Consider the following 23,665-nt stretch of genomic DNA (forward strand, 5'->3'; position numbering starts at 1 on the left):
CACGGGCTTTCGCTTCGCACGTCCCACCCCCGTCGTCGTTGTCGCCGTGCTGAGAGCTGCGAACCACCACCATGTTTAAATTTCTCCTTCGCCGGTCGGTCGGCGCCTTCGTCATCCTGATCCTGATCAGTGCCTTCACCTTCGCCATGTTCTTCGCCATCCCGCAGGACCCGGCCCTGCTGGCGTGCGGCAAGAACTGCACCCCGCAGAACCTGGCGATCATTCACGAGAACCTCGGACTGGACAAGCCGATCACGGCGCAGTACTGGGAGTTCATGAAGGGCGTCGTGGCGGGGCGGGACTTCGCCGTCGGCCACTGCGACGCCCCCTGCTTCGGTGTGTCGTTCAACAACGACCAGATGGTGTGGGACACGATCATCGACCGGCTGCCCCTGACCGTCTCCCTCACGGTCGGCGGCCTCGTCCTCTTCCTCACCCTCGGCCTCGGTGCCGGTATGATCGCCGCCCGCAACAAGGGCACGATGATCGACAAGACCTTCAGCTCCGCCTCGCTGGTCCTCAGCTCGATGCAGATCTACTTCCTGGGTCCGATCGTGCTGGGAGCGCTGGTCTACAGCACCGGCTGGCTGTCGGCCCCGAAGTACGTGCCGATCACGGAGAACCCGGCGGCCTGGTTCGTCGGCCTGCTGATCCCGTGGTTCGTGATGTCGCTGATCTTCACCGCGAACTACACCCGTATGTCGCGGTCCACCCTGATCGAGCAGATGCAGGAGGACCACGTCCGCACGGCGAAGGCCAAGGGCATGTCCGAGCGGTACGTCTTCTTCCGCTACGCCTGGCGCGGTTCGCTGACCCCGATCGTCACGATCCTGGGCATCGACCTGGGCGCACTGCTCGGCGGCGCGATCGTGACGGAGCTGACCTTCAGCCTCGCCGGCGTCGGGCGCCTGGCCGTCGACTCGGTGCTGTACAAGGACCTGCCCCTGACCATGGGCGTCATGCTGGTCAGCGCCGCCTTCATCCTGCTCTGCAACCTCGTCGTGGACGCCGTGTACGGGTTCATCGACCCGCGTGTGCGCCTGTCCTAGGAGAACGACCGTGACCACACTCACCAAGACCGAGGGCGCGCCGTCCCCGACCGGGGCGGGTTCCTTCCTCTCGGTTCGCGACCTCCACGTCCGGTTCTCCACCGAGGACGGCATCGTCAAGGCCGTGAACAACCTCTCCTTCGACGTGGAGCGCGGCAAGACGCTCGGCATCGTGGGTGAGTCCGGTTCCGGGAAGTCGGTGACCAACCTCGCCATCCTGGGCCTGCACAACCCGCGGTCCACGGAGATCACCGGCGAGATCACCCTGGACGGCCAGGAGCTGACCGGCGCCTCCGAGAAGACGATGGAGAGCCTGCGCGGCAACAAGATGGCGATGATCTTCCAGGATCCGCTGACCGCGCTGTCGCCGTACTACACCATCGGCCGCCAGATCGGAGAGCCCTTCCGCAAGCACACGGGCGCCTCCAAGCGCGAGGCGCGCGAGCGCGCCATCGAGATGCTGGAGAAGGTGGGCATCCCCCACCCCAAGACCCGGGTCGACGACTACCCGCACCAGTTCTCGGGCGGTATGCGGCAGCGCGCGATGATCGCCATGGCGCTGGTGTGCGACCCCGACCTGCTGATCGCGGACGAGCCGACCACCGCCCTGGACGTCACCGTCCAGGCCCAGATCCTCGACCTGCTCAAGGACCTCCAGCAGGAGTTCGGGTCGGCGATCATCTTCATCACCCACGACCTCGGCGTGATCGCGAACATGGCCGACGACATCATGGTGATGTACGGCGGCCGGGCCGTGGAGCGGGGCACCACCGGCGAGGTGCTGCGGGCCCCCCAGCACCCCTACACCTGGGGCCTGCTCAGCTCGATGCCCCGGCTCGGCGGGGACGTGAGCCAGAAGCTCCGGCCGATCGAGGGCACTCCGCCCAGCCTGCTCAACCCGCCGTCGGGCTGCCCCTTCCACCCGCGCTGCGAGTTCAAGGACAAGGTCCCCGGCGGTGTGTCCTGCACCGGCGACAGGCCCCTGCTGCCCGAGGGCCGCGGAGCCGCCTGCCACCTGACGCCGGAGCAGAAGCGGACGTACTTCATCGAGCAGATCAAGCCCCGGCTGGGCTAGGGAGCAACGAGACATGAGCGACGAACTCACCCTGACCAGGCCGGCGGACCCGGCCGCGGGCACAGGCGAGCCCCTGATGGAGGTCAAGGGGCTGACCAAGCACTTCCCGATCAAGGGCGGCTTCCCGATCAAGCGGACCGTCGGCGCGGTCCAGGCCGTGGACGGGGTCGACATGACCGTGTTCGCGGGCGAGAGCTTCGGCCTCGTCGGCGAGTCCGGCTGCGGCAAGTCCACCACCGGCCGGCTGCTGACCCGTCTGCTGGAGCCGACGGGCGGCACGATCAACTACCGGGGCCAGGACATCACCCACGCCAAGCGCAGGCAGCTGGCGCCGATCCGGTCCGAGATCCAGATGATCTTCCAGGACCCGTACTCCTCGCTGAACCCGCGCCAGACGGTCGGCAAGATCATCGGCGGGCCGATGGAGATCAACGGCATCAACCCGCCCGGGGGCCGTGAGAAGCGGGTCCGCGAGCTGCTGGAGATCGTCGGGCTCAACCCCGAGCACTACAACCGCTTCCCGCACGAGTTCTCCGGCGGCCAGCGGCAGCGCATCGGAGTGGCCCGCGCGCTCGCGCTGGAGCCGAAGCTGATCGTGGCCGACGAGCCGGTCTCGGCGCTGGACGTCTCCATCCAGGCGCAGGTCGTCAACCTGCTCCAGCAGGTGCAGCGGGAGATGGGCATCGCCTTCGTCTTCATCGCGCACGACCTGGCGGTCGTCAGGCACTTCTCGCAGCGTGTCGCGGTGATGTACCTCGGCAAGATCGTGGAGGTCGGGGACCGGGAGTCGATCTACACCCGGCCGCGGCACCCCTACACCCACGCGCTGCTGTCCGCCGTCCCCGAGGCGGTGCTGCGCGACGAGGACGAGACCGAGGGGCGCGAGCGCATCCGCCTCGCCGGCGACGTGCCGTCGCCCATCTCGCCGCCGTCCGGCTGCCGCTTCCGCACCCGCTGCTGGAAGGCGCAGGACAAGTGCGCGACGGAGGTGCCGCCGCTGGTGCAGATCGAGGGCAACGTCCCGGGCCACCTGACGGCGTGCCACTTCCCGGAGGAGGGGACCATCGAGGGCGGCAAGGAGATCGTCCTCGACCCGGGCCTGGCCGCCATGGAGCACAGGGACGCCGCCGGCTCGGGCAAGGAGTCCTGAGCACCGCGCCGCCGCCCCGGACGCCGCCGTGCCCCCGCGAGGGGCGCGGCGGCGTCCGCGTTGTGCGGACCGCGGACCGCGGACCGCGGACGGGGATGCGGGCGCGGGCGTGGGATGCGGGCGGGGAGCCGGGACGCCCGGTGCGGCGGCCCGGCTCCCGGGCGGCTACGCCACGCCCAGCGACCGCTTGAGGAAGGCGACCTGGAGCAGCAGCAGGTTCTCGGCCACCTGCTCCTGCGGGGTCATGTGCGTCACCCCGGACAGCGGCAGCACCTCGTGCACGCGGCCCGCCGCCAGCAGCGCCGAGGACAGCCGCAGGGTGTGGGCGGCCACCACGTTGTCGTCGGCCAGACCGTGGACGATCATCAGCGGCCGGTGCGGCTCGGCCGGCGCCGACAGCCCCTCGTCGGTGACCAGCGAGTTGGCCGCGTACGCCTCCGGCCGCTCCTGGGGCAGGCCGAGGTAGCGCTCGGTGTAGTGGGTGTCGTACAGCCGCCAGTCGGTGACGGGCGCGCCCGCCACCGCCGCGTGGAAGACGTCCGGGCGGCGCAGCACGGCCAGCGCGGCCAGGTAGCCGCCGTAGGACCAGCCGCGGATGCCGACCCGGCCCAGGTCCAGGGGGTGGTCCCCGGCCAGCGCGTGCAGGGCCTCGACCTGGTCCTCCAGGGTGGTGCCCGCCAGGTCGCCCGCCACCGCCTTCTCCCAGGCGGGGGAGTTGCCGGGGGTGCCGCGGCCGTCCGCGACCACCACGGCGAATCCCTGGTCGGCGAACCACTGCGAGGTCAGGTGCGCGTTGTGCGCGGCCACCACGCGCTGGCCGTGCGGGCCGCCGTAGGGGTCCATCAGGACCGGCAGCGCCCCGTCGCCGTCGCGGTACCCGGTGGGCAGCAGCACGGCGGCCGGGATCCGCCGCGCGCCCGCGCGCAGCAGCCGCGGGCGGGCGGTCAGCACGGGCGTCTCGGCGTGGGAGGCGATGACGGCCAGCGGTGTCGAAGCGCCCTTGCCGGTCTCGGGCAGGCGCAGCGCCTCGGCGCGGGCGCCGGGGCGGTCCGGGGCCGCGGTGGACAGCACCACGGTGTCCCCGCCGCGGACGGCGGAGGCGATGTGCGCGCCCTCGGGGGAGACCCGTTCCCAGCCGCCCTGGTCGCCGCTGCCGCGGAACCAGGCCCGGTAGACGGCGATCTCGCCCACCGGTGAGTCCCCGGGCGCGTCCGGCCCGGCCGAGGCGGAGAACAGCACGTCCTCGTCGCCGACGTCCAGCACCGCCCGTACGTGCAGGGCGGCCGAGGTCAGCGGCCGGTCCCCGACCACCAGGACGCGGGCCCCGCCCTCGTCGGCGATCCGCACCAGGCGCCCGTCGGGCGTCCAGACGGGTACGCCGGCGAAGAGTTCCAGCCATGCCGGGTCCTCGTCCGCGTGCAGGGGCGCGGTGCGGCCGGTGGCGGTGTCGACGGTCAGGTAGAGGTGGCTGCGCTGGTCGCGCGACTGGACGAGCAGCAGGGGCGGCCCGCCGGCCGACCAGTGGACGCGCGCGAGGTAGGGGTAGCGGACGCGGTCCCAGACCACCTCGGTGCGGCCCCCGCCCCCGTCGCGGGCCTCCTCCCCGTCGCGGACGTCCTCCCCGTCGCGGACGTCGAGCAGATGGAGCGTCACCTCGGCGTTGTCCGTGCCGGCGGCGGGGTAGGCCACCTCGGCCGGCTCGCTCCCGGGATCGGCCGGGTCGGCGATCCACCAGCGGCGCACGGGCGAGTCGTCCACCCGGGCGGCCAGCATCCGGGTGCCGTCCGGGGACCACCAGAAGCCCCGGGAGCGGTCCATCTCCTCGGCCGCCACGAACTCCGCCAGACCCCAGGTGGTACGGCCGCCGCGGGTCTCCTCCGGCTCGGCCAGCGCCCGGTCGTTCCCGCCGTCGCGGTCCACCACGCGCAGGGCGCCGCCGGCCACGTAGGCGACGCGCCGGCCGTCCGGGGAGGGGCGGGGGTCCACCACCGGGGTGGGGGTGGGCACCTCGCGCACGGCGGCCGTGCGCAGATCGGCGGTGAACAGCCGTCCGGACAGGGCGAAGGCCGCCGTCTCCACCGCGGAGTCGGTCGCGTAGCCGACCACCCCGGCCGACCCCTCGCGGCTCCGCTCGCGCCGGGCGCGCTCCTCGGGCGACAGCTCCTCGTCCGCCCCGCCGAGCAGCTCCGCCGGGTCGGCCACCGCGCGCTCCCCGTCCCCGTCCGGGCCGGGCCCGCCGGCGCCGCCGAGGTCCCGCACCCACAGCAGGTTCGCCCGGTCGGTGCCGCCGCGGGAGCGGAGGAAGACGATCCGGGAGCCGTCAGGGGCCACGGTGAAGGCGCGCGGCGCCCCCAGGGTGAAGCGCTGCGTTCTGGCGTACTGGCGTGGAAACGACATGACCATGGGGCGAGCGTACGGCGTTCCGGGGCCGTTTCCCCGTGTGCGCCCGCCACCGGTTCCCGCCCGTCCCCCGGAGGCCTTCCAAGGGCCCGGAAGGCAGTCCGGAGAAGGGAACGTGTCCAAGGTCACACGGGTGTGCGCCCCTCTTCTGCACCCGTGCACCGATCCGTGCCGACTCACGGAAAGTTATGATCCGTTGCGCATGGTTCGCGATGGGGTATGTAGCTTCACAACTGCCCTGTCGTACAAGCATCCTGATTCCGTGTCGACCGCGCGCTCTTGGAGGTGAACCGCCGTGGCACTCTCGATTTCGGCGGTGGTGCTGCTGGCGATCATCGTCTTCCTGCTGATCAAGAAATCCGGACTGAAGACCGGCCACGCACTGGTCTGCATGCTCCTGGGCTTCTACATGGCCAGTTCGTCGATCGCTCCCACCATCAGCGAACTGACCTCGAATGTCGCGGGCATGATCGGCAGCATCAAGTTCTGACACCGGCGGCGTAGGCTCGCCCTCATGACCGAGCTTCCCGCGCGCCGCCTGATGCTGGTCCACGCGCACCCCGACGACGAGTCGATCACCAACGGCGTCACCATGGCCCGATACGCCGCCGAGGGTGCGCTGGTCACCCTGGTGACCTGCACGCTGGGGGAGGAGGGCGAGGTCATCCCGCCCGCCCTGGCGCATCTCGCGGCCGACCGCGAGGACGGGCTGGGGCCGCACCGGATCGGCGAACTGCGGCACGCCATGCGGGAGCTGGGCGTGGCCGACCACCGCTTCCTGGGCGGCCCGGGCCGCTACCGGGACTCGGGGATGTTCGGCACCCCGGCCAACGAGCGCGCCGGCTGCTTCTGGCGGGCGGACGTCGACGAGGCGGCCTCCCACCTCGTCGCGGAGATCCGCCAGGTGCGCCCCCAGGTGCTCGTCACCTACGACCCGAACGGCGGGTACGGCCACCCCGACCACATCCAGGCCCACCGGGTCGCGATGCGCGCGGTGGAGCTGGCGGCCGACCCCGCATACCGCACGGAGCGGGACGGGGCGCCGCACCGGGTCGGGCGCGTCTACTGGAACTGCGCGGCGCGCTCGGCGGTCGAGGAGGGCTTCGCCCGCCTGCGCGCCGCCGGCGGCGGCCCCTTCCCGGAACCCGCCTCGATCGAGGACGTCCCCGGCGTGGTGGACGACGCCGAGGTGGACGCCGTCATCGAGGGCGGTGAGGCCGAGGCCGCCGCCAAGGCCGCGGCGATGCGCGCCCACGCCACCCAGATCGTGGTCGCCGACTCCCCGTCCGGGCCTCCCGGGTCCTTCGCCCTGTCCAACCGGCTCAGCCAGCCGCTGCTGCACACCGAGCACTTCCGGCTGGCCGACGGCGCGGAGGCCCCCGGCACGCCGCCGCTGCGCGACCTCTTCGAGGGGCTGGTGGGAGCGGCCGGAAGCGCGGAGGGCCCCCGGTGAGGGCGCGCTGGGCACGGGGCGCCGCATACGCCGTACTGACCGTGCTGGGCGCGGTGGTGGCCGTCGCGGGCGCCCTCGTCCAGGCCGGCTGGTTCCCGCTGGGACTGCTGCTGGCGCTCGGCGCGGCCGTGGCGCTGTTCTACGGCGGCGCGCGGCTGACGGGCACGAAGGTCGGAGCGGCGGCCCCGGCGGGCGGCTGGATGCTGGTGGTGCTGCTGCTGACCGCGTCGCGCCCCGAGGGCGACTTCGTCTTCGGCACCGGGCTGGGCTCCTACGTCTTCCTGCTGGGCGGGATGTTCGCCGCTGTGATGTGCGCCACGGTCGCGCCCTCCGGGCACCTTCCGCCCGCGGGAACCACGGGCCCCGCGGATCTCGTGAAGGGAAGGTGAAACGGCCGGAGGCGGTCGGCCTCCGGTCGACAACCGGCCCCGAAGTGACCGAGAATCCGCGCGGCGATATGCCGGCGCGGCACCCGCACACGGTCCGCCGGGGCGGTGATTCGGCACTCCCGGGACCCGGGGCGGCGGCCCCCAGTAAGGTGGTGCGCGCCGGCGAGCCGCTCGTGCGAGCCGATCGGAACCATGACGGGCGGCGAATCCAACCGGGAGATCCTGCATTGAGCCGTGAAACTGACAGTCCGTCCTCCGGGCCCCGGGCGCGGGGCGGCGCCGCCCGTCCGCCGGGGAACGAGCCGTACGCCGCACCGGCGGGCGAGCCCACCGCGCGGCCGGGCGAGCCGAAGACCGAGACCACGCTGACCACCCGCATCCGGATCAACATCCCGGGTTCCCGCCCCATCCCGCCGGTCGTCGTGCGCAAGCCCGTCGGCGAGGCCGGCGGTGGGACCGGCGAGGAGACGTCCGGCGCCTACGGGACCACGGCGGGGCCGGACGGCCCGTCGGGCGGCGCGGCGGCGGGCGCGCCGGGGCCGAACGGCGCGCCGGTGAAGCCTGGTTCGGCCGGGCCGGGGGGCTCCTCGGCCAACGGCGGCGGAAAGCAGACCAGTTCGTGGTTCGCCCCGCGCAAGCCTCCGTCCGGCGGCGGCGCACAGGGTGCGCCCGGCGGCGCGAACGGCGGCGCGCCCGCCCCGGGGGCCGCGGCCCCCGCGGGACCGCCGCGGCAGCGCACCGACACCCCGCCGCACGGCTTCCCGGCCGACGGGACGGACGCCACCGGCCCGATCGGAGCCGTCCGCCCCGGCGGAACCCCGCCGCACGGGCCGGAGGGCACCCCGCCGCACGGCTTCCCCGCCGCCCCGCCGCCGGCCCGGGGCGACGGCCCCAGCGGGCCGACCACCGGACCGGCCACCGGCGGAATGCCGCTGCTGCCGCCGGGGTTCCGGCAGCAGCACGATGGCCCGCCGCCCGGTCCGGGCGGTCCGGGCGACACCGGGCCGCAGCCCACCGTGTCCGAGGCCACCGGCCCCACGCCCGGCCCCGTCACCGCGCCCGAGCCGCCGCGCACCGGCGGACCGGCCCTCGACCTCGGCGGCCCCGCCGCCGGACCGGGCCTCCCGGCGGGCCCCGGCCCCTCCAGCGGCAGGGTCTCCGGCGACACCCTGGTCAGCGGCATCCCGCGGGTGCCCGCGGCCGACGACGACGGCCGGTCCGCCCCCTCCGAGGAGGACCACGACGCCCGGCCGCCCGCACCGGCTCCCGCCAAGCGGGGCCGCTCCAAGCTGGTCCTGCTCGGCGTCGCCACCTTCGGTGTGCTCGGCGTCGCGTACGGCGCCGGCCTGCTGCTGGACCACGCCGACGTGCCCAACGGCACCACCGTGCTCGGCGTGGACATCGGCGGCACCGGCAAGGACGAGGCGATGAACAAGCTCGACGCCGTTCTCGGCGAGCGGGCCCGCACACCGCTGGTCCTCGAGGTGGAGGGCGAGCAGAAGACGCTCAAGCCGAGTGTCGCGGGACTGTCGCTGGACACCGAGAACACCGTGCGGGACGCCTCGGGGCGGGACTACAACCCCGTCTCCGTCATCGGATCGCTCCTCGGCGGCGCCCGGCAGGCCGAGCCGGTCTTCAAGGTCGACGAGGAGAAGCTCACGGCGGCCCTGAGGGACCTCACCGGATCGTCCGGCGGCGGCGCGCCGCAGGACGGGATGGTGAAGTTCGTCGGCGGCAAGGCCGTCGGCGTCCCGGGCAAGCCGCACAAGCAGGTCGACGTCGGCAAGGGCGCCGATCTGCTGGAGGACGCCTACCGGGCGCAGGTGGCCACCGGGAAGAGCGAGGCGGTCGAGCTGCCGGTCGCCCTCCGGCGGCCCTCGGTCGACCAGAAGGAGATCGACCGGGCGATCCGGGAGTTCGGCGAGCCGGCGATGTCCGGACTGGTCACGGTGAAGGCGGGCGACAGGTCGATCCCGTTCAGCCCCACCGGGTCGCTGCCGAAGTTCCTGTCCATGAAGCCGGTGAACGGCAAGCTCGTGGACACCTACGACCTCGAGGTGCTCAAGGAGCTGTACGGCAGCACCTTCGACGGCGTCCTGATCGCCCGCGGCAACGGGTCCAAGACGCCGGTCACCCCCCAGGACGTCGCGGGCGCGCTGCGCGAGGCGCTCCGCCAGACGGACCCGGCCAAGCGGGTCGGCGTCATCGAGCTCGACCCGCGGTAGACGGCTGCGGGCGGGCCCGCCTCCGGCCGGTGCCGGTGTCGTTTCGGCACTGGCACCGGCGCCGTGCCGGCCGGGGCGAACCCCGGCCGGCACGGCGTTAGTTGAGCCGGGAGCGGGCCGCCCGCGCCTCGCGGCGCACGGCGACCGCGGCGTTGGGCTCCATCGCGGCGACCATGTCGGCGTACGCCTCCATCTCCCGCGCGCCGCCGACGAAGTCGCCCCGCTCCACCAGCAGCCGCGCCCGCTCGTAGCGCAGCCGGGCCGGGTGGTGCGGCAGCAGCAGGGACAGCTCCACCGCCCAGAGCTGGACGTCGGTGTGCTCGGGGCGGGCCGCCGCCCACGCGCGGATGTTGTTCAGCACCCGCAGCACGATCTCCACGGGGCCGGCCGGCTGGAACATCGCCTCCGACAGCGGCGCTCCCGCCGTGCCCGCCACCAGCAGCTCGACGTCCTGCCCGGTCAGCGGCAGACCGCCCGCGAAGGGGTCGGCGAGGACGTGCTCGCCGCGGGGATCGCCGAAGCCGACCACGAAGTGCCCGGGCAGGGCGACCCCGTACACCGGCGCGCCCGCCCGGCGCGCGACCTCCATCCACACCACCGACAGCAGGATCGGCAGTCCCCGCCGCCGCCTCAGCACCTCGCTCAGCAGCGAGGACTCCAGTCGGCGGTAGTCGGCGGGCGTGCCGTGGAAGCCGTGGCGCCCGCCGAGGAGCTCGGCCAGGGCGTGCGCCCACTGCGCGGGGGTGCGCGAGGGCGCGTACGGCAGCAGGCCCGTCAGCCGGTCCAGCTCGATCTGGGCGGCGTCGACGAGAGCGTCCGCGCCCTTGCCGCCCTCCGCGCGTACGGCGGGGTCGGCCTCGGCGCCGACCAGCAGGCACAGCAGTGCCAGATCGGGCCGCTCGGCCCGCGCGGCCCGTGCGAAGCGCTCCCGCACCGAGTCGGCGCCCGCGTTCTCCGGACTGTCCATCAGGCCCTCCCTGCCCGGTTCAGCCGCGCGGTGCCCGGCGGTAGTGGTAGGAGTGGTGATCGGCGAAGCCCATCCGGGCGTACATCGCCCGTGCGGCGGTGTTCTCCGGCTGGACCTGGAGGTACGCGGCCGAGGCCCCCTCCGCCAGCGCCGTGCGGGCCAGCTCGGCCATCACCGCCGTGGCCAGTCCCTCGCGCCGCCGCTCCGGGGCGGTCTCGACGGCGGCGAACCCCGCCCACCGGCCGTCCACCACGCACCGCCCGACGGCCGCCGGGGCGCCTTGCGGGTTGTCGCCCGGCACGGTGGCGAACCACACCGACGGGCCGCCCGCCAGCACCTTCAGCGCGTCGCCGGCCGGCCCCGAGGCGCCGCGGCCGTACGCGGACAGCCAGGCCGCGTCCGGCCGCCGCGACAGCCGCACCCGGCCGTCCGGCTCGCGGTCGGCCAGCGGTGCGAGCGCCCCGGTGCAGAAGACCGCGAACCGCTCGGCCGTCCAGCCGCGCCGCTCCAGCTCGGCGGCCAGCAGTTCGTCGCCCCCGGCCGCGCCCGTGGAGATCTGCACCAGCGGGGGCAGCCCGCGCTCGCCGTACCAGCGCACGGTCTCGGCCAGGGCCGCGTCCAGGCCGGTGCCGGGGTCGCCCAGGGGGAGGACGGAGTTGGCGCGGCCGGTGAAGCCGCCGGAGGCGCGCAGCAGCCATCCGCCCAGGCGGGCGGTATCCACGGCGGGCCAGCCGCGCGCCGCGACCTCCACCAGCTCCCGCACCCCCGCCGCCGGGCCGCGGCGGCGGGCGGGCTCGGCGGGCACGGTCTTCCCCGCCACCAGGGCCGACTCCTCGATCACCACGCTCTGCCCGCCACGCCGTGTGATGGAGAGCACACCGTCCTCCCAGGATGTGAGAACGCCGACCGTGTCGGTGAAGGCGGCACCGGCGTCCGCGGATCCGGTCAGACTGCGCACCGAGACACGTTTCCCCACGTCGTCGGCGCTGATGCGAAGCTCAAGTCGTCCGCCCACGGTGAACTCCACGTTCGTGACCACCCCTCCTGTTCGTCTCCTGCCCGGGAACGGAGATACTAGAGGCGGGCATCGACGACGCCGCGCTCCCGCGCGCCACGCGGCTCAGCCACAACCGGACCGGCTGCCCGCGCCCTACCGAGGAGGAACGACAGCGTGACCTACGTCATCGCGCAGCCTTGTGTGGACCTGAAGGACAAGGCATGCATCGAGGAGTGCCCCGTCGACTGCATCTACGAGGGCCAGCGGTCCTTGTACATCCACCCGGACGAATGCGTCGACTGCGGGGCCTGTGAGCCGGTCTGCCCGGTCGAGGCGATCTTCTACGAGGACGACGTCCCGGAGGAGTGGAAGGACTACTACAAGGCCAACGTCGAGTTCTTCGACGAGCTGGGCTCGCCCGGCGGCGCCAGCAAGCTCGGCCTGATCGAGCGCGACCACCCCTTCGTCGCCGCGCTCCCTCCGCAGAGCCACGACGAGTGACCCCGCGCCACCCGCAGCACTGACCCCGGTCCCGTACGGCCCCGCAGCCGTGCGGGACCGGGGCTTTTCCAGGAAAGAGAGCGAAGCCAAGTGCCACCCCTGTCCTCCCGCCTGCCGGTCTTCCCGTGGGACCGGCTGGAGCCGTACAAGAAGACCGCGGCCGAACACCCCGACGGCATCGTGGACCTGTCCGTGGGCACCCCCGTCGACCCGGTGCCCGAGGTGGTCCGCCGGGCGCTGGCCGAGGCCGCCGACAGCCCCGGCTACCCGACGGTCTGGGGCACGGCGGAGCTGCGGGACGCGATCGTCGGCTGGAGCGAGCGGCGGCTGGGCGCGCGGGGGCTGGCGCACACCCACGTCCTGCCGGTCGTCGGCTCCAAGGAGCTGGTGGCCTGGCTGCCGATCCAGCTCGGCATCGGGGCCGGGGGCGCGGGCGCCGGCGCCGACAAGGTGGCGTACCCGCGGCTGGCCTACCCGACGTACGAGGTGGGGGCGCGGCTGGCGGGCGCCGAGCCGGTCGTCTACGACGACTCGCCGCGTGAGCTCGACCCCGAGGGCCTGCGGCTGCTGTGGCTCAACTCCCCCTCCAACCCCACCGGCCGGGTGCTGCCCAAGGAGGAGCTGAAGGCCACCGTCGCCTGGGCGCGCGAGCACGGGGTGCTGGTCTTCAGCGACGAGTGCTACCTGGAGCTGGGCTGGGAGGCCGAGCCGGTCTCCGTCCTCCACCCGGACGTCTGCGGCGGCAGCCACGAGGGCATCGTCGCCGTCCACTCGCTGTCCAAGCGGTCCAACCTGGCGGGCTACCGGGCCGCGTTCCTGGTCGGGGACGAGGCGATCCTGGCGGAGCTGCTGCGGGTGCGCAAGCACGGCGGGATGATGGTGCCCGCCCCGGTGCAGGCCGCCACGGTGGCGGCGCTCGGCGACGACGCGCATGTGGCCGTGCAGCGCGAGCGCTACGCGGCACGGCGCGCGGCGCTGCGCACGGCGCTTCGGGCGAGCGGTTTCCGGATCGAGCACAGCGAGGCGTCGCTGTACCTGTGGGCGACGCGCGACGAGCCCTGCTGGGACACGGTCGGGGAGCTGGCCCGGCGCGGGGTGCTGGTGGCGCCCGGCGACTTCTACGGCCCCGCGGGCGAGCGGTTCGTACGGGTCGCCTTCACGGCCACCGACGAGCGTGTGGGGGAGGCGGTGCGGCGCCTGACCGCGTGAGGCGCGCGGGGAAGCGGGCGGGGCCCGGGGATCGTGCGATCCCCGGGCCCCGCCCGGCCGTGGTGCGTGCGCCTGCCGGCGCCGGACCGGCGTCAGAGCAGCGGCAGGTTCTTCCCGACCGGCGGCAGCTTGCCGGCCCCGGGCAGGCCGTCGGTCAGGGAGTCGGCCTTCACCTGCTTGCCGACGGCGGGCATCTTGCCCTTGGCGGACTTGACGGCCTTGCCCGCCTTGGCGGCCTTGCCCTTGCCGCCGGTGGCGGGCTTGGAGGCCTCACCGAGGAGGGAACCGGCGGTCCCCACCGTGTCGTCGGCGGTCTTCTGCACGGCCGGGACAGCGGCCTTGCCCGCGGCCCCGACGGTCCTGCCCGCGGTCGGCACGGTCTTCTCGACGGCCTTGCCGCCGGTGTCGGCCACCTGGGTGCTCGCCCTGCGCGAGGTGTCGTCGATGGTGTCGCCCAGGTTCGCGCCGTCCAGGTTGCTCACTCCGCCCAGGTTCTTGGCGGGCGGCAGGAGTTCGGCGGCGTTCGCGGAACCGGCCGCACCGACTGCGGAGGCGGCACCCGCTGCGACCAGCAGCGCGGTCCGTGCGATCCGGCGCGAGAGGGGGAGGGACATGTTGCTCCTTCGACGGAGAAGAGGCTTGCTGAGGTTTCCCGCGGGCCGTCGGGCCCGGAGGGCGTCGTTGCTCATCCGGCCGGGGCGGCGCCCCCCGGACGCTGTGCCTATCGGGCCGGGAGGCCCGGAGGTTGCGGCCGTCCGGGTAAAGGATTTGCAATGCGCCGATCGCCCCGGTGGTGGGGGGAGCGGAGGACGGGGCCGCCCCGAGGGGGCCCCGGAAAGCGCCGGACCCCGGTGCGGCCAAGGATTTTCCGTGACTTCACCGGGCCCGGCGAGGGGCCGTGCCGAGGGCTTTCCGGGGACTCGGCCGCCGGGGCGTAAGACCCCCGTTCGGGTGACGGGGGGAGACGCCGTGCGGTGACGCGGCGAGGAGCCTTCGTCGTAGAGCCGTAGCGCCGCGTCACCGTTTCGCCGCACGGCCGCGCGGCGCCGGGGCGGAGGTCAGCGCGAGGCGGCGATGACGACCTCGGTGCCGGTGCCGGTGCCGGTGCCGTCACCGGCCGTACGCCAGCCCTCGGCGGCCCGGCCGGCCTCCCAGACCCGCTTCCCGTAGGAGACGCGCTCGATCCCCAGTTCGTGGGAGTGGGCCACGGCCCAGTGGGCCAGTTCCCAGCCGCGGCGGTCGGCGTCCGCCTCACCGGCGCGCGCCGGGGTGTGGACGGGGACGGAGACCACCGGGCCGGGCGCGCTGCGCCCGGCGCCGCCGCCGTCGAGACCGGAGGACTCGGGCAGGACGTCCGCGCCGAACTCGCGGACCAGCCGCTCGCGCACCCGCACCGGGTCTCCGGCGGCCGTCTCCTCGGAAGTGGCCTTCGCGGGCACGCAGTTCAGGGCGGCGGCCCGGCGGCCGGTGAGCGCGGCGGCCAGCAGCGCCGCCCTGGACTCGTGCTTGGCGTAGGCGTCGGGGAAGCCGCTGCGCTGCACCCGCTGCGCGGCGACGGTCAGGGGCAGCCGCGAGTAACCCGGGATCTCCACCAGGTGCTCGTAGAACTTCCCGGCCGAGTACACCGGGTCCATGATCTGCTCCGCCGTCCCCCAGCCCTGGGAGGGCCGCTGCTGGAAGAGGCCGACGGAATCGCGGTCGCCGTAGTCGATGTTGCGCAGCGCCGACTCCTGCATGGCCGTGGCCAGGGCGATGGTGACGGCCCGCTCGGGCAGTCCGCGGGCGGATGCGACGGCCTGGATGGTCGAGGCGTTGGCGGCCTGCTGCGGTTCGATGACGTACGGCTCACCGCCGGCCGCGGTCACGGTGCAACGCGCCGGTCCGGACCCGCCGGGGTCGTGGCGCACGAGGAGGTACCCGGCGAGTCCGAGCAGTACGACGCACGCGGCGGCCAGGCGCAGCAGCCTGCCGCGGCGCGGAGTTGAAGCTCGCTCGGACACGCGACAAAGGTACCGGGCCCACCGCGTCCGGGACCCGGACGTGATGCGGATCCCACGGACGGACGCCAGGTAGGGTCGGCCGCATGGAGCGTGCCCCCGAAATCCCAGGACCCGTCCCAGAGGAGGGCCTGGACCTGACCCTGGACGCGGCGTCGCTGACCGCGCGCCTCGTCGACATCCCCTCGGTCAGCGGCGACGAGAAACCGCTCGCGGACGCGATCGAGACCGCGCTGCGCGCCCTGCCGCACCTGCGCGTGGACCGGTACGGCAACAACGTCGTCGCCCGTACCGCACTCGGCCGGGCCGAACGGGTCGTCCTCGCCGGGCACATCGACACCGTGCCGATCGCCGGCAACGTGCCCTCGCGGCTGGAGGACGGCGTGCTGTGGGGCTGCGGCACCTCCGACATGAAGGCGGGGGTCGCCGTCCAGCTCAGGATCGCCGCCACCGTGCCCGAGCCGAACCGCGACCTGACCTTCGTCTTCTACGACAACGAGGAGGTCGCCGCCCACCTCAACGGCCTCGGCCACCTGGCGCGGGCCCACCCCGACTGGCTGGCCGGGGACTTCGCGGTGCTGCTGGAGCCCTCCGAGGGGCAGGTCGAGGGCGGCTGCCAGGGCACGCTGCGGGTCGGGCTGCGCACGGCCGGGCAGCGCGCCCACTCGGCGCGTGGCTGGATGGGCGCCAACGCCATCCACGCCGCCGCGCCGATCCTGGCCCGGCTGGCCGCGTACGAGCCGAGGCGGCCGGTGGTCGACGGGCTGGAGTTCCGCGAGGGCCTCAACGCCGTGGGGATCACCGGCGGCGTCGCGGGCAACGTCATCCCCGACGAGTGCACCGTGACCGTCAACTACCGCTACGCGCCCGACCTCACCGAGGAGGAGGCGCTCGCCCACGTGCGGGAGGTGTTCGCCGACTGCGGTGTGGCGGAGTTCGAGGTGGACGACAGCTCCGGTCCGGCGCGGCCCGGCCTGACGCACCCCGCCGCGGCGGCCTTCGTGGAGGCGGTCGGCGGCGAGGTGCGGCCGAAGTACGGCTGGACCGACGTCTCCCGGTTCAGCGCACTGGGCGTGCCCGCCGTCAACTACGGCCCCGGGGACCCGAATCTGGCGCACAAGCGCGACGAGAGGGTCGAGACCGCGCTGATCGGGCACTGCGAGGAGCGGCTGCGCGCCTGGCTTACCGCCTGATCCGCTGGGTATCGGCTGATCCGCGGGGCCGCACCGCCGGTGCGGCCCCGCGACATCCGGTGGCCGCCGGTGCGTCCGGGGAAGTTCCGCTCCGCGTGATCCGGACCTGCGTACCCTGGCGGCCTGTACGTCGGCGTCGACAAGGGAGTACGGCATGGCCAGTGCGGAGGAGTTCGAGCAGGGGGACGCGCCGCGGGAGCAGCGCCTCGGACCGGTGGTGCGCCGCCACGGCCAGGTGCAGCACAGCACCACCGACCAGCGTCTGCTGGACACCGCCGGCCCCTCGGACTGGCTGCACCAGGACCCGTGGCGGGTCATGCGCATCCAGTCGGAGTTCGTCGAGGGCTTCGGCACCCTGACCGAGGTCGGCCCCGCCATCAGCGTCTTCGGCTCGGCGCGCACTCCCCAGGGATCGCCCGAGTACGAGGCCGGGGTGCGGATCGGGCGGGCGCTGGTGGAGGCCGGCTTCGCGGTGATCACCGGCGGCGGCCCGGGCGCGATGGAGGCGGCCAACAAGGGCGCCAGGGAGGCGGGCGGCACCTCGGTCGGCCTGGGCATCGAGCTGCCCTTCGAGCAGGGGATGAACCAGTACGTCGACATCGGCGTCAACTTCCGCTACTTCTTCGTGCGCAAGACGATGTTCGTGAAGTACGCCAGCGGCTTCGTCGTCCTGCCGGGCGGCATGGGCACGATGGACGAGCTGTTCGAGGCGATCACCCTGGTCCAGACGCGGAAGGTCACCCGCTTCCCGATCGTGCTGTTCGGCACGGACTACTGGCGGGGGCTGGTGGACTGGCTGCGCGCCACCGTCGTGCCCAGCGGGAAGATCAGCCCCCACGACATGGAGCTCTTCCACCTCACCGACGACGTGGACGAGGCGATCGCGCTGGTCACCAAGGAGACCTCCGGCAAGGGCGCGCCGGGGGACGGCTTCCGGGCGGAGGACCCGGACTGACCGGTCCGGCGCACCCCGGCCGGCACTCCCGGCCGGCGCGGCCCGGCCGGGGCCGGGCCGCGGCTCAGGCCGGAGCGCGGCTCAGGCCAGACCGCGGCGGGTCACGGCCGGCGGGCGCAGACCCGCGATGGAGGCCACCATGTCGAGCACCTGCCGGGTCTCGGCCACCTCGTGGACGCGGTAGACCCGCGCGCCCAGCCAGGCGGAGACCGCGGTCGTGGCCAGGGTCCCGGTCAGCCGCTCCTTGACGGGCCGGTCCAGGGTCTCCCCGACGAAGTCCTTGTTGGACAGCGACACCAGCACCGGCCATCCGGTGGCCACCATCTCCTCCAGCCGCCGGGTGACCTCCAGCGAGTGGCGGGTGTTCTTGCCGAAGTCGTGTCCGGGGTCGATCAGCACCGCGTCGCGCCGCACCCCCGCCGCGACCGCGCGCTCGGCGAGCGCGACCGTACGGCGCAGCACATCGGCCATGACGTCGTCGTACGCCACCCGGTGCGGGCGGGTGCGCGGCGCGGCGCCACCGGTGTGGGTGCACACCAGCCCGGCGCCGTACCGCGCCGCCACCTCGGCCAGCTTCGGATCCACGCCGCCCCAGGCGTCGTTGAGCAGGTCCGCGCCCGCCTCGCAGACCGCCTCGCCGACCTCGTGCCGCCAGGTGTCCACGCTGATCACCACGTCCGGCCAGCGCCGCCGCACCTCGGCGACGAAACCCGCCGTGCGCCGCACCTCCTCCTCGGCGGAGACCTCCTCGCCGGGACCGGCCTTCACACCCCCTATGTCGATGATGGCGGCGCCCTCCGAGACCGCCTGCCCGACCCGGTCCAGCGCCGGTCCGTCGCGGAAGGTGGCGCCCCGGTCGTAGAAGGAGTCCGGAGTCCGGTTCACGATGGCCATGACCACCGTCTCGTGCTCGCCGAACTCGCGCCGTCCCAGCCGCAGCATCCGCTGTCCTCTCCTCCCGCGGTCCCCCGGCACCGCACAGTGCCCCGCAGCCGACCCTAGCCCTCCCGCCGTGGCACGATCACAGGAGACCTGTACCTGCCGTTTGGCGTGTCGGACCCGGGGAGATGGCGTGTTCTGGTTTCTGCTGATCGCGTTGGTCGTGGTGGTCGCCGCGGTCGCGCTGGCGGTGGTGGGCAGCGGCGACGGGCCGGGCCGCACCGCGACGGGCGGACTCGCCGACGCCCTCCCGGACCGGACCGACGCCTGGCTGCCGCCCGACCGCCCCCTGAACCGCGCCGACCTGGACGCGCTGCGGCTGCCGCAGGCCGTACGGGGCTACCGGATGGAGGAGGTGGACGACGTGCTGGACCGGCTCGGCGCCGAACTGGCCGAGCGCGACGCCCGGATCGCCGAGCTGGAGGCGTCGCTGGCGGGCACGCAGGCGACCGCGCTGGGCGGGCCCGACATGTTCGGCAAGCCCGGCGAGGACCCCGGGGACCGCCCCGGCACGGCTCCCGGCGACGGCGCCGGGGAGCGGCGGTGACCGCCGGGGGCGCGGCGCTCCCCGGCCCGGACGGGCGGCTGCGCTGCCCGTGGGGCCTGTCCGCGCAGGACTACACCGACTACCACGACACCGAGTGGGGCCGCCCGGTGCACGGCGACGACGCGCTGTTCGAGCGGCTGTCCCTGGAGGCGTTCCAGTCCGGGCTGTCCTGGCTGACCATCCTGCGCCGGCGGGAGGGCTTCCGGGCGGCGTTCGCGGGCTTCCGGATCGCTCGGGTGGCGCGGTTCACCGACGCCGACCGGGAACGGCTGCTCGCCGATCCGGGCATCATCCGCAACCGCGCCAAGATCGACGCGACCATCGCCAACGCGAAGGTCCTGGCCGAGTGGGAGCCGGGCGAACTGGACGCCCTGGTGTGGTCCCACGCCCCCGACCCGGCCGGCCGTCCCGCGCCGCGCACGCTCGCCGAGGTGCCCGCGGTCACACCGGAGTCCACGGCGCTGTCCAAGGCGCTCAAGAAGCGCGGCTTCCGCTTCACCGGCCCCACCACGGCCTACGCCCTGATGCAGGCGTGCGGCCTGGTCGACGACCACCTGGCGGACTGCTGCGCCCGCGCCCCGCGCGCCGCCGGCTGAACCCGGCGCCCCGCGCGCCGCGCCGGGTCCGGCGCGGCGGCGCGCTCCCCGACGGGGCGTCAGCGGCCGCGGTAGACGGGCTTCTCCTTGGCGACGAAGGCCTCCACCGCGGTCCTGTGGTCCTCCGAGGCGCCGGCCCGGGCCTGGAGTTCGGCCTCCTTCTCCAGCGTCTCGGCCAGCGAGTGCGAGGAGCCGTGGGCCAGGGACTCCTTGAGCGCGGCGTACGCGACCGTCGGACCCTCGGCGAGCCGCCGCGCCACCTCCTCGGCCTCGGCCGCCAGCCGGTCGGCCGGGACGACCCGGTTGGCGATGCCCAGTTCCAGGGCCTCCTGCGCCTTCACACTGCGCGGGAAGAGCAGCAGTTCGGCGGCGCGGCTCGGGCCGACCAGGCGCGGCAGGGTCCAGGAAACCCCGGAGTCGGCGGTGAGCGCCACCCCGGCGAAGGAGGTGTTGAAGGCGGCGGTGTCGGCGACCACCCGGTAGTCGGCGGCGAAGGCGAACCCCGCCCCGGCGCCGGCCGCGACGCCGTTGACGCCCGCCACCACCGGCTTGGGCATGGACGCGATCGCCAGGGTGATCGGGTTGTAGTGCTCCCGCACGGTGTCCAGCGCGCCGCCGCCGCTGCGCCGCAGCGCCTCGACGTGCTCCTTGAGGTCCTGCCCGACGCAGAACGCCCGCCCGCTGCCGGTCAGCAGCACCGCGCGCACGGCCGGGTCGCCGGCCGCCTCCCGCAGGGTGTCCCGCAGCGCCTCCTTGAGCGCGGTGTCGAGCGCGTTCATGGCGTCGGGGCGGTTGAGGGTGACGGTCGCCAGCCCCCCGGACACTTCGTAGACCACGTTGTCTGACATGGGGGCCAGCATGGCAAGGAACGGCGGGGGCCGGTACGGGTCCGCACACGGGCCGCGTGTGACCTGCGTCAAACGGCCGCGGCACCCTCCGGGGGGAGAAAGGGGGCAGTATCGCAGCCCGATCCCCGAATTGGGTGGTTTTGCGCGAGGGCGTTGCGCAAGGGATACGGACCGATGTTGGTCATGAGGTCGTGCGATGCGGGATAATGGCCGGGAAGCAATGTGTTCGACGCCGGCGACACCTGGGTTGCCCGGCTGAGATCAGCTGGTTTCAGGAAGGGGAACGAGCATGGCGGCCATGAAGCCGCGGACGGGCGATGGCCCGCTCGAGGTGACCAAGGAGGGGCGGGGCATCATCATGCGCGTTCCGCTCGAAGGCGGTGGACGACTCGTCGTCGAGCTGACCCCTGACGAGGCGGATGCACTCGGCGAAGCTCTGAAGAAGGCCTGCGGCTGAGGAGCCATACAAGACCTCTGGCGCCACCACCGCCTTCGCACCACCACCGCCGCCCCCGGAGAGCACGGCCCCGGGGGCGGCGGTGTGCTGCCGGCACCCGGGACCGTGCTCTCCGGGAGGCCTCGGGGACTGCGGTCAGTGGTCGCGCTTGACCGCGCACAGCAGGCCGTCGCCCACCGGCAGCAGCGAGGGCAGCAGCGAGGTGCTGTCCCGGACGGTGCGCAGCAGCTCGCGCAGTCTGAGGACCTCCGCGGGCTGGGACGAGGAGTCGACGGTGCGGCCGTCGGCGAAGACGCCCTCGAAGCAGACCAGCCCGCCCGGGCGCAGCAGGCGCAACGATTCGCCCAGGTACTCCAGGCACTCCATCCGGTCGCCGTCGCAGAAGACCAGGTCGTAGCCGCCGTCGGCGAGCCTGGGCAGGACGTCCAGGGCGCGGCCGGGGATGAAGCGGGCGCGGTTGGCCGCGAAGCCCGCGGCGCGGAACGCCTGGCGGGCGATCTGCTGGCACTCCGGCTCGGTGTCCACGGTCGTCAGCACGCCGTCGGGCCGCATGCCGTGCAGCAGGTGGATGCCCGACACCCCGGTGCCGGTGCCGATCTCGGCCACCGCCTTGGCGTCCACGGCCGCGGCCAGCAGCCGCAGCGCGGCGCCCGTGCCGTCCGACACCGCGCGCAGGCCCGCCTCCCGGGCCCGGTCGCGAGCCCAGCGCAGCGCCGCCGAGTGCTCGGAGCGCTCGGCGTGCTGGACGTTCTCCGCGCCGTACGCGTCGGCGAACGCCCAGCTCGTCTGCCGGTTGCCGGTAATCGCCCTCTCCTGTCCCCGTGGTGCCCGCAACCGTGACTGTATCCGTTGGCGTCGGGAACCCGCAGATGGGACCGCGCGTTGGTTCTGCAGAGACCGTGCGGCGAGTGGCGGGGAACGTACATGGCACATGGCCGCAAGAGGGTCAAAGAAGCTTATCCGGAGCTAACGGGCGAGGTGGCTATGGTAGGGACTCCACTGGACACCACCAGAGCCGACAGGGGAGGTGCGGCTGCGGCCGGGGACCGGGGGGTGCTCAGGCGCCTCCTCAGGTCGTCCGGCGAGCCGAAATCCGTGAACGACACCGCTGACCACCGCCACGCCGCCGACTCCGTGACCACCGCGACCTTCGCAACCGACGCGGACGCTCCGGCGTGGACGCCTCCCACCTGGGAGGAGATCGTCAGCACCCACAGCGCACGGGTCTACCGCCTCGCCTACCGCCTCACCGGGAACCAGCACGACGCCGAGGACCTGACCCAGGAGGTCTTCGTCCGGGTCTTCCGCTCGCTGTCCACCTACACCCCCGGCACTTTCGAGGGCTGGCTGCACCGCATCACCACGAACCTCTTCCTGGACATGGTGCGGCGCAAGCAGCGCATCCGCTTCGACGCCCTCGGCGACGACGCGGCCGAGCGGCTGCCCAGCCGCGAGCCCTCGCCGCAGCAGCACTTCAACGACACCCACTTCGACGCCGACGTCCAGCAGGCGCTGGACACCCTCGCCCCGGAGTTCCGGGCGGCGGTGGTGCTCTGCGACATCGAGGGGCTGTCGTACGAGGAGATCGCCGCGACGCTCGGCGTGAAGCTCGGCACGGTCCGCAGCCGTATCCACCGCGGCCGCTCCCACCTGCGCAAGGCCCTCAAGCACCGGTCCCCCCGGGCGCGCACCGGGCAGCGCGCTCTGGCCGGGGCGCTCCCCGGTGCCGTGGGAGGGGAGGGCGGCACCGCGTGAGCGGCACATACGACGGCGTACCCGATCTGGAGCCGACCCCGGCCGAGCAGCACCTGGGCGACCGGCTGGCGGCCCTGGTGGACGGCGAGCTGGGGCACGAGACGCGCGAGCGCGTCCTGGCGCACCTGGCGACCTGCCACACCTGCAAGGCGGAGGCCGACGCACAGCGCAGGCTGAAGAGCGTCTTCGCGGACGCCGCGCCCCCGCCGCCCTCGGAGGGGCTGCTCGCCAGGCTCCAGGGGCTGCCCGGGGGCCTGGCCGACGACCCCGGACGGGGCAGGGGCGGGCCGCCGGACTCCTCCGCGTCGCCCTGGGACTTCGAGTACCTGCCGGCCGGCAGCGTGCTCACCTCCGACCGCGGATTCCGCATCCACCGGGCCCACGAGACGGACCGGCCGTCATCGCGCGGCCGCCGCTTCGCCTTCGCGGCGGCGGGCGCGGTCTCACTGGCCGCCTTCGCCATCGGCGGCGCACTCACCTCCGCGGCCACCGGCGGCTCCACGGTCGCCGCGGGCGGGGACGGCGGTACGAGCGCCCGCTCGCCGCGCACGGCGGCCGTCGGGACGGAGCGCGGCGGGGAACGCGGCGGCGGCAGACAGGGGGAGAGAACGGGCAAGGGGCGGACAGGCGCGCCCAGCGGACCGGCCGTGACGCCGACACAGCCGCCCGTACTGTCGGTCTCGCCCCTGGAGGCCGCCTACGCCCCCCGGCACCACGGGCTGACGGTGGTGCCGGTGATCGATGTGCTGCCCACCCTGCACCCGCCGCGGATACACCCCACCCAGCACCAGGTGCCGCCCGGCGAGGGGCGGCCGGAGCAGTACGAGTCCGTCAGGCAGCCGCTCATCGCGGCGAGCCCCATGGCAGCGGCTCCCTCGGCCCCCTCGGCCACGGCCACCGCTCCGGTGGGCACCACCACCCCCGCGCCCACGCTCCCGCCGGGCCGCTGACCGGTCCCGGCCC

Annotated in this window: 24 protein-coding genes; 16 read left to right on the forward strand and 8 right to left on the reverse strand. The window is 74.2% G+C overall.

Going from position 1 to position 23,665, the window contains the following annotated elements:
* Window positions 1-71 precede the first annotated feature (71 nt).
* The 3 genes from BMY40_RS19045 to BMY40_RS19055 are packed head-to-tail and all read left to right on the forward strand — an operon-like array spanning window position 72 to window position 3,274.
* On the forward strand, window positions 72-1,049 hold the full coding sequence (locus BMY40_RS19045; RefSeq protein WP_093661208.1) for an ABC transporter permease: 978 nt from the start codon (window positions 72-74) through the stop codon (window positions 1,047-1,049).
* Between the two features lie 10 nt (window positions 1,050-1,059).
* A complete protein-coding gene (locus BMY40_RS19050) occupies window positions 1,060-2,124 on the forward strand; it encodes an ABC transporter ATP-binding protein (RefSeq protein ID WP_093661210.1) in 1,065 nt (354 codons plus the stop codon).
* Window positions 2,125-2,137: 13 nt separating this feature from the next.
* On the forward strand, window positions 2,138-3,274 hold the full coding sequence (locus BMY40_RS19055; protein ID WP_093661212.1) for an ABC transporter ATP-binding protein: 1,137 nt from the start codon (window positions 2,138-2,140) through the stop codon (window positions 3,272-3,274).
* A gap of 165 nt (window positions 3,275-3,439) precedes the next feature.
* Here the strand turns inward: BMY40_RS19055 and BMY40_RS19060 are convergent, their stop codons facing one another.
* Complete coding sequence (locus BMY40_RS19060; RefSeq protein WP_245770177.1) at window positions 3,440-5,671, reverse strand: S9 family peptidase; 2,232 nt, start codon at window positions 5,669-5,671, stop codon at window positions 3,440-3,442.
* Between the two features lie 298 nt (window positions 5,672-5,969).
* Between BMY40_RS19060 and BMY40_RS19065 the strand changes: the two genes are divergently transcribed.
* From BMY40_RS19065 to BMY40_RS19080, 4 genes are all read left to right on the forward strand, one after another.
* Entirely contained in the window at window positions 5,970-6,164 is a 195-nt protein-coding gene (locus BMY40_RS19065; RefSeq protein ID WP_093661216.1) for a hypothetical protein, read from the forward strand.
* Between the two features lie 24 nt (window positions 6,165-6,188).
* Entirely contained in the window at window positions 6,189-7,127 is a 939-nt protein-coding gene (gene mshB / locus BMY40_RS19070; protein WP_093661218.1) for an N-acetyl-1-D-myo-inositol-2-amino-2-deoxy-alpha-D-glucopyranoside deacetylase, read from the forward strand.
* Entirely contained in the window at window positions 7,124-7,516 is a 393-nt protein-coding gene (locus BMY40_RS19075; protein ID WP_093661220.1) for a DUF6113 family protein, read from the forward strand. Before mshB ends, BMY40_RS19075 begins: the two co-directional genes overlap by 4 nt.
* A 227-nt stretch (window positions 7,517-7,743) precedes the next feature.
* Entirely contained in the window at window positions 7,744-9,741 is a 1,998-nt protein-coding gene (locus BMY40_RS19080; protein ID WP_093661222.1) for a VanW family protein, read from the forward strand.
* Between the two features lie 97 nt (window positions 9,742-9,838).
* Here the strand turns inward: BMY40_RS19080 and BMY40_RS19085 are convergent, their stop codons facing one another.
* Window positions 9,839-10,708: a transglutaminase family protein gene (locus tag BMY40_RS19085; protein WP_093661224.1), complete on the reverse strand. Its 870-nt coding sequence runs from the start codon at window positions 10,706-10,708 to the stop codon at window positions 9,839-9,841.
* A 19-nt stretch (window positions 10,709-10,727) separates the two neighbouring features.
* A complete protein-coding gene (locus BMY40_RS19090; protein WP_093661427.1) occupies window positions 10,728-11,735 on the reverse strand; it encodes a GNAT family N-acetyltransferase in 1,008 nt (335 codons plus the stop codon).
* 144 nt (window positions 11,736-11,879) lie between these two features.
* Between BMY40_RS19090 and fdxA the strand changes: the two genes are divergently transcribed.
* Both fdxA and dapC read left to right on the forward strand, forming a co-directional pair.
* The gene (gene fdxA / locus BMY40_RS19095; protein WP_093661226.1) at window positions 11,880-12,206 is read left to right on the forward strand and encodes a ferredoxin; all 327 of its coding nucleotides are present in this window, start codon (window positions 11,880-11,882) and stop codon (window positions 12,204-12,206) included.
* A gap of 90 nt (window positions 12,207-12,296) precedes the next feature.
* The gene (gene dapC, locus BMY40_RS19100; protein ID WP_093661228.1) at window positions 12,297-13,415 is read left to right on the forward strand and encodes a succinyldiaminopimelate transaminase; all 1,119 of its coding nucleotides are present in this window, start codon (window positions 12,297-12,299) and stop codon (window positions 13,413-13,415) included.
* Window positions 13,416-13,507: 92 nt separating this feature from the next.
* Here dapC and BMY40_RS19105 read toward each other — a convergent pair whose 3' ends face one another.
* Window positions 13,508-14,029 carry a hypothetical protein gene (locus BMY40_RS19105; RefSeq protein ID WP_093661230.1) on the reverse strand — a complete coding sequence of 174 codons (522 nt, stop codon included), beginning with the start codon at window positions 14,027-14,029 and terminating at the stop codon, window positions 13,508-13,510.
* Window positions 14,030-14,473: 444 nt separating this feature from the next.
* A complete protein-coding gene (locus tag BMY40_RS19110) occupies window positions 14,474-15,415 on the reverse strand; it encodes a VldE C-terminal domain-containing protein (RefSeq protein WP_177214059.1) in 942 nt (313 codons plus the stop codon).
* A gap of 83 nt (window positions 15,416-15,498) precedes the next feature.
* Here BMY40_RS19110 and dapE point away from each other — a divergent pair, with 83 nt between their 5' ends.
* Both dapE and BMY40_RS19120 read left to right on the forward strand, forming a co-directional pair.
* Window positions 15,499-16,605 carry a succinyl-diaminopimelate desuccinylase gene (gene dapE, locus BMY40_RS19115; protein ID WP_093661234.1) on the forward strand — a complete coding sequence of 369 codons (1,107 nt, stop codon included), beginning with the start codon at window positions 15,499-15,501 and terminating at the stop codon, window positions 16,603-16,605.
* A gap of 154 nt (window positions 16,606-16,759) precedes the next feature.
* The gene (locus tag BMY40_RS19120) at window positions 16,760-17,560 is read left to right on the forward strand and encodes an LOG family protein (protein WP_093661236.1); all 801 of its coding nucleotides are present in this window, start codon (window positions 16,760-16,762) and stop codon (window positions 17,558-17,560) included.
* A gap of 81 nt (window positions 17,561-17,641) precedes the next feature.
* Here BMY40_RS19120 and folP read toward each other — a convergent pair whose 3' ends face one another.
* On the reverse strand, window positions 17,642-18,502 hold the full coding sequence (folP, locus tag BMY40_RS19125) for a dihydropteroate synthase (RefSeq protein ID WP_093661238.1): 861 nt from the start codon (window positions 18,500-18,502) through the stop codon (window positions 17,642-17,644).
* 130 nt (window positions 18,503-18,632) lie between these two features.
* On the opposite strand from folP, the gene BMY40_RS19130 reads away from it, so the two are divergent.
* A complete protein-coding gene (locus tag BMY40_RS19130) occupies window positions 18,633-19,046 on the forward strand; it encodes a DivIVA domain-containing protein (RefSeq protein WP_093661240.1) in 414 nt (137 codons plus the stop codon).
* The gene (locus tag BMY40_RS19135) at window positions 19,043-19,642 is read left to right on the forward strand and encodes a DNA-3-methyladenine glycosylase I (RefSeq protein WP_093661242.1); all 600 of its coding nucleotides are present in this window, start codon (window positions 19,043-19,045) and stop codon (window positions 19,640-19,642) included. The genes BMY40_RS19130 and BMY40_RS19135 overlap by 4 nt, the downstream gene beginning before the upstream one ends.
* Window positions 19,643-19,701: 59 nt before the next feature.
* Here the strand turns inward: BMY40_RS19135 and chcB are convergent, their stop codons facing one another.
* A complete protein-coding gene (chcB, locus tag BMY40_RS19140; protein ID WP_093661429.1) occupies window positions 19,702-20,490 on the reverse strand; it encodes a 2-cyclohexenylcarbonyl CoA isomerase in 789 nt (262 codons plus the stop codon).
* A gap of 289 nt (window positions 20,491-20,779) precedes the next feature.
* Between chcB and BMY40_RS19145 the strand changes: the two genes are divergently transcribed.
* Window positions 20,780-20,947, forward strand: a complete 168-nt coding sequence (locus BMY40_RS19145) for a DUF3117 domain-containing protein (protein ID WP_014137929.1) — start codon at window positions 20,780-20,782, stop codon at window positions 20,945-20,947.
* 135 nt (window positions 20,948-21,082) lie between these two features.
* Here the strand turns inward: BMY40_RS19145 and BMY40_RS19150 are convergent, their stop codons facing one another.
* Window positions 21,083-21,781 carry an O-methyltransferase gene (locus BMY40_RS19150; protein ID WP_093661244.1) on the reverse strand — a complete coding sequence of 233 codons (699 nt, stop codon included), beginning with the start codon at window positions 21,779-21,781 and terminating at the stop codon, window positions 21,083-21,085.
* 150 nt (window positions 21,782-21,931) lie between these two features.
* Between BMY40_RS19150 and sigE the strand changes: the two genes are divergently transcribed.
* Together sigE and BMY40_RS19160 are read left to right on the forward strand one after the other, a co-directional pair.
* Window positions 21,932-22,702 (forward strand): RNA polymerase sigma factor SigE, encoded by a 771-nt coding sequence (sigE, locus tag BMY40_RS19155; protein WP_177214060.1) that lies wholly within the window; start codon window positions 21,932-21,934, stop codon window positions 22,700-22,702.
* Entirely contained in the window at window positions 22,699-23,652 is a 954-nt protein-coding gene (locus BMY40_RS19160; protein WP_245770178.1) for an anti-sigma factor family protein, read from the forward strand. Before sigE ends, BMY40_RS19160 begins: the two co-directional genes overlap by 4 nt.
* Window positions 23,653-23,665: the final 13 nt, after the last annotated feature.

The organism is Streptomyces radiopugnans (assembly GCF_900110735.1).
Classification (GTDB): domain Bacteria; phylum Actinomycetota; class Actinomycetes; order Streptomycetales; family Streptomycetaceae; genus Streptomyces; species Streptomyces radiopugnans.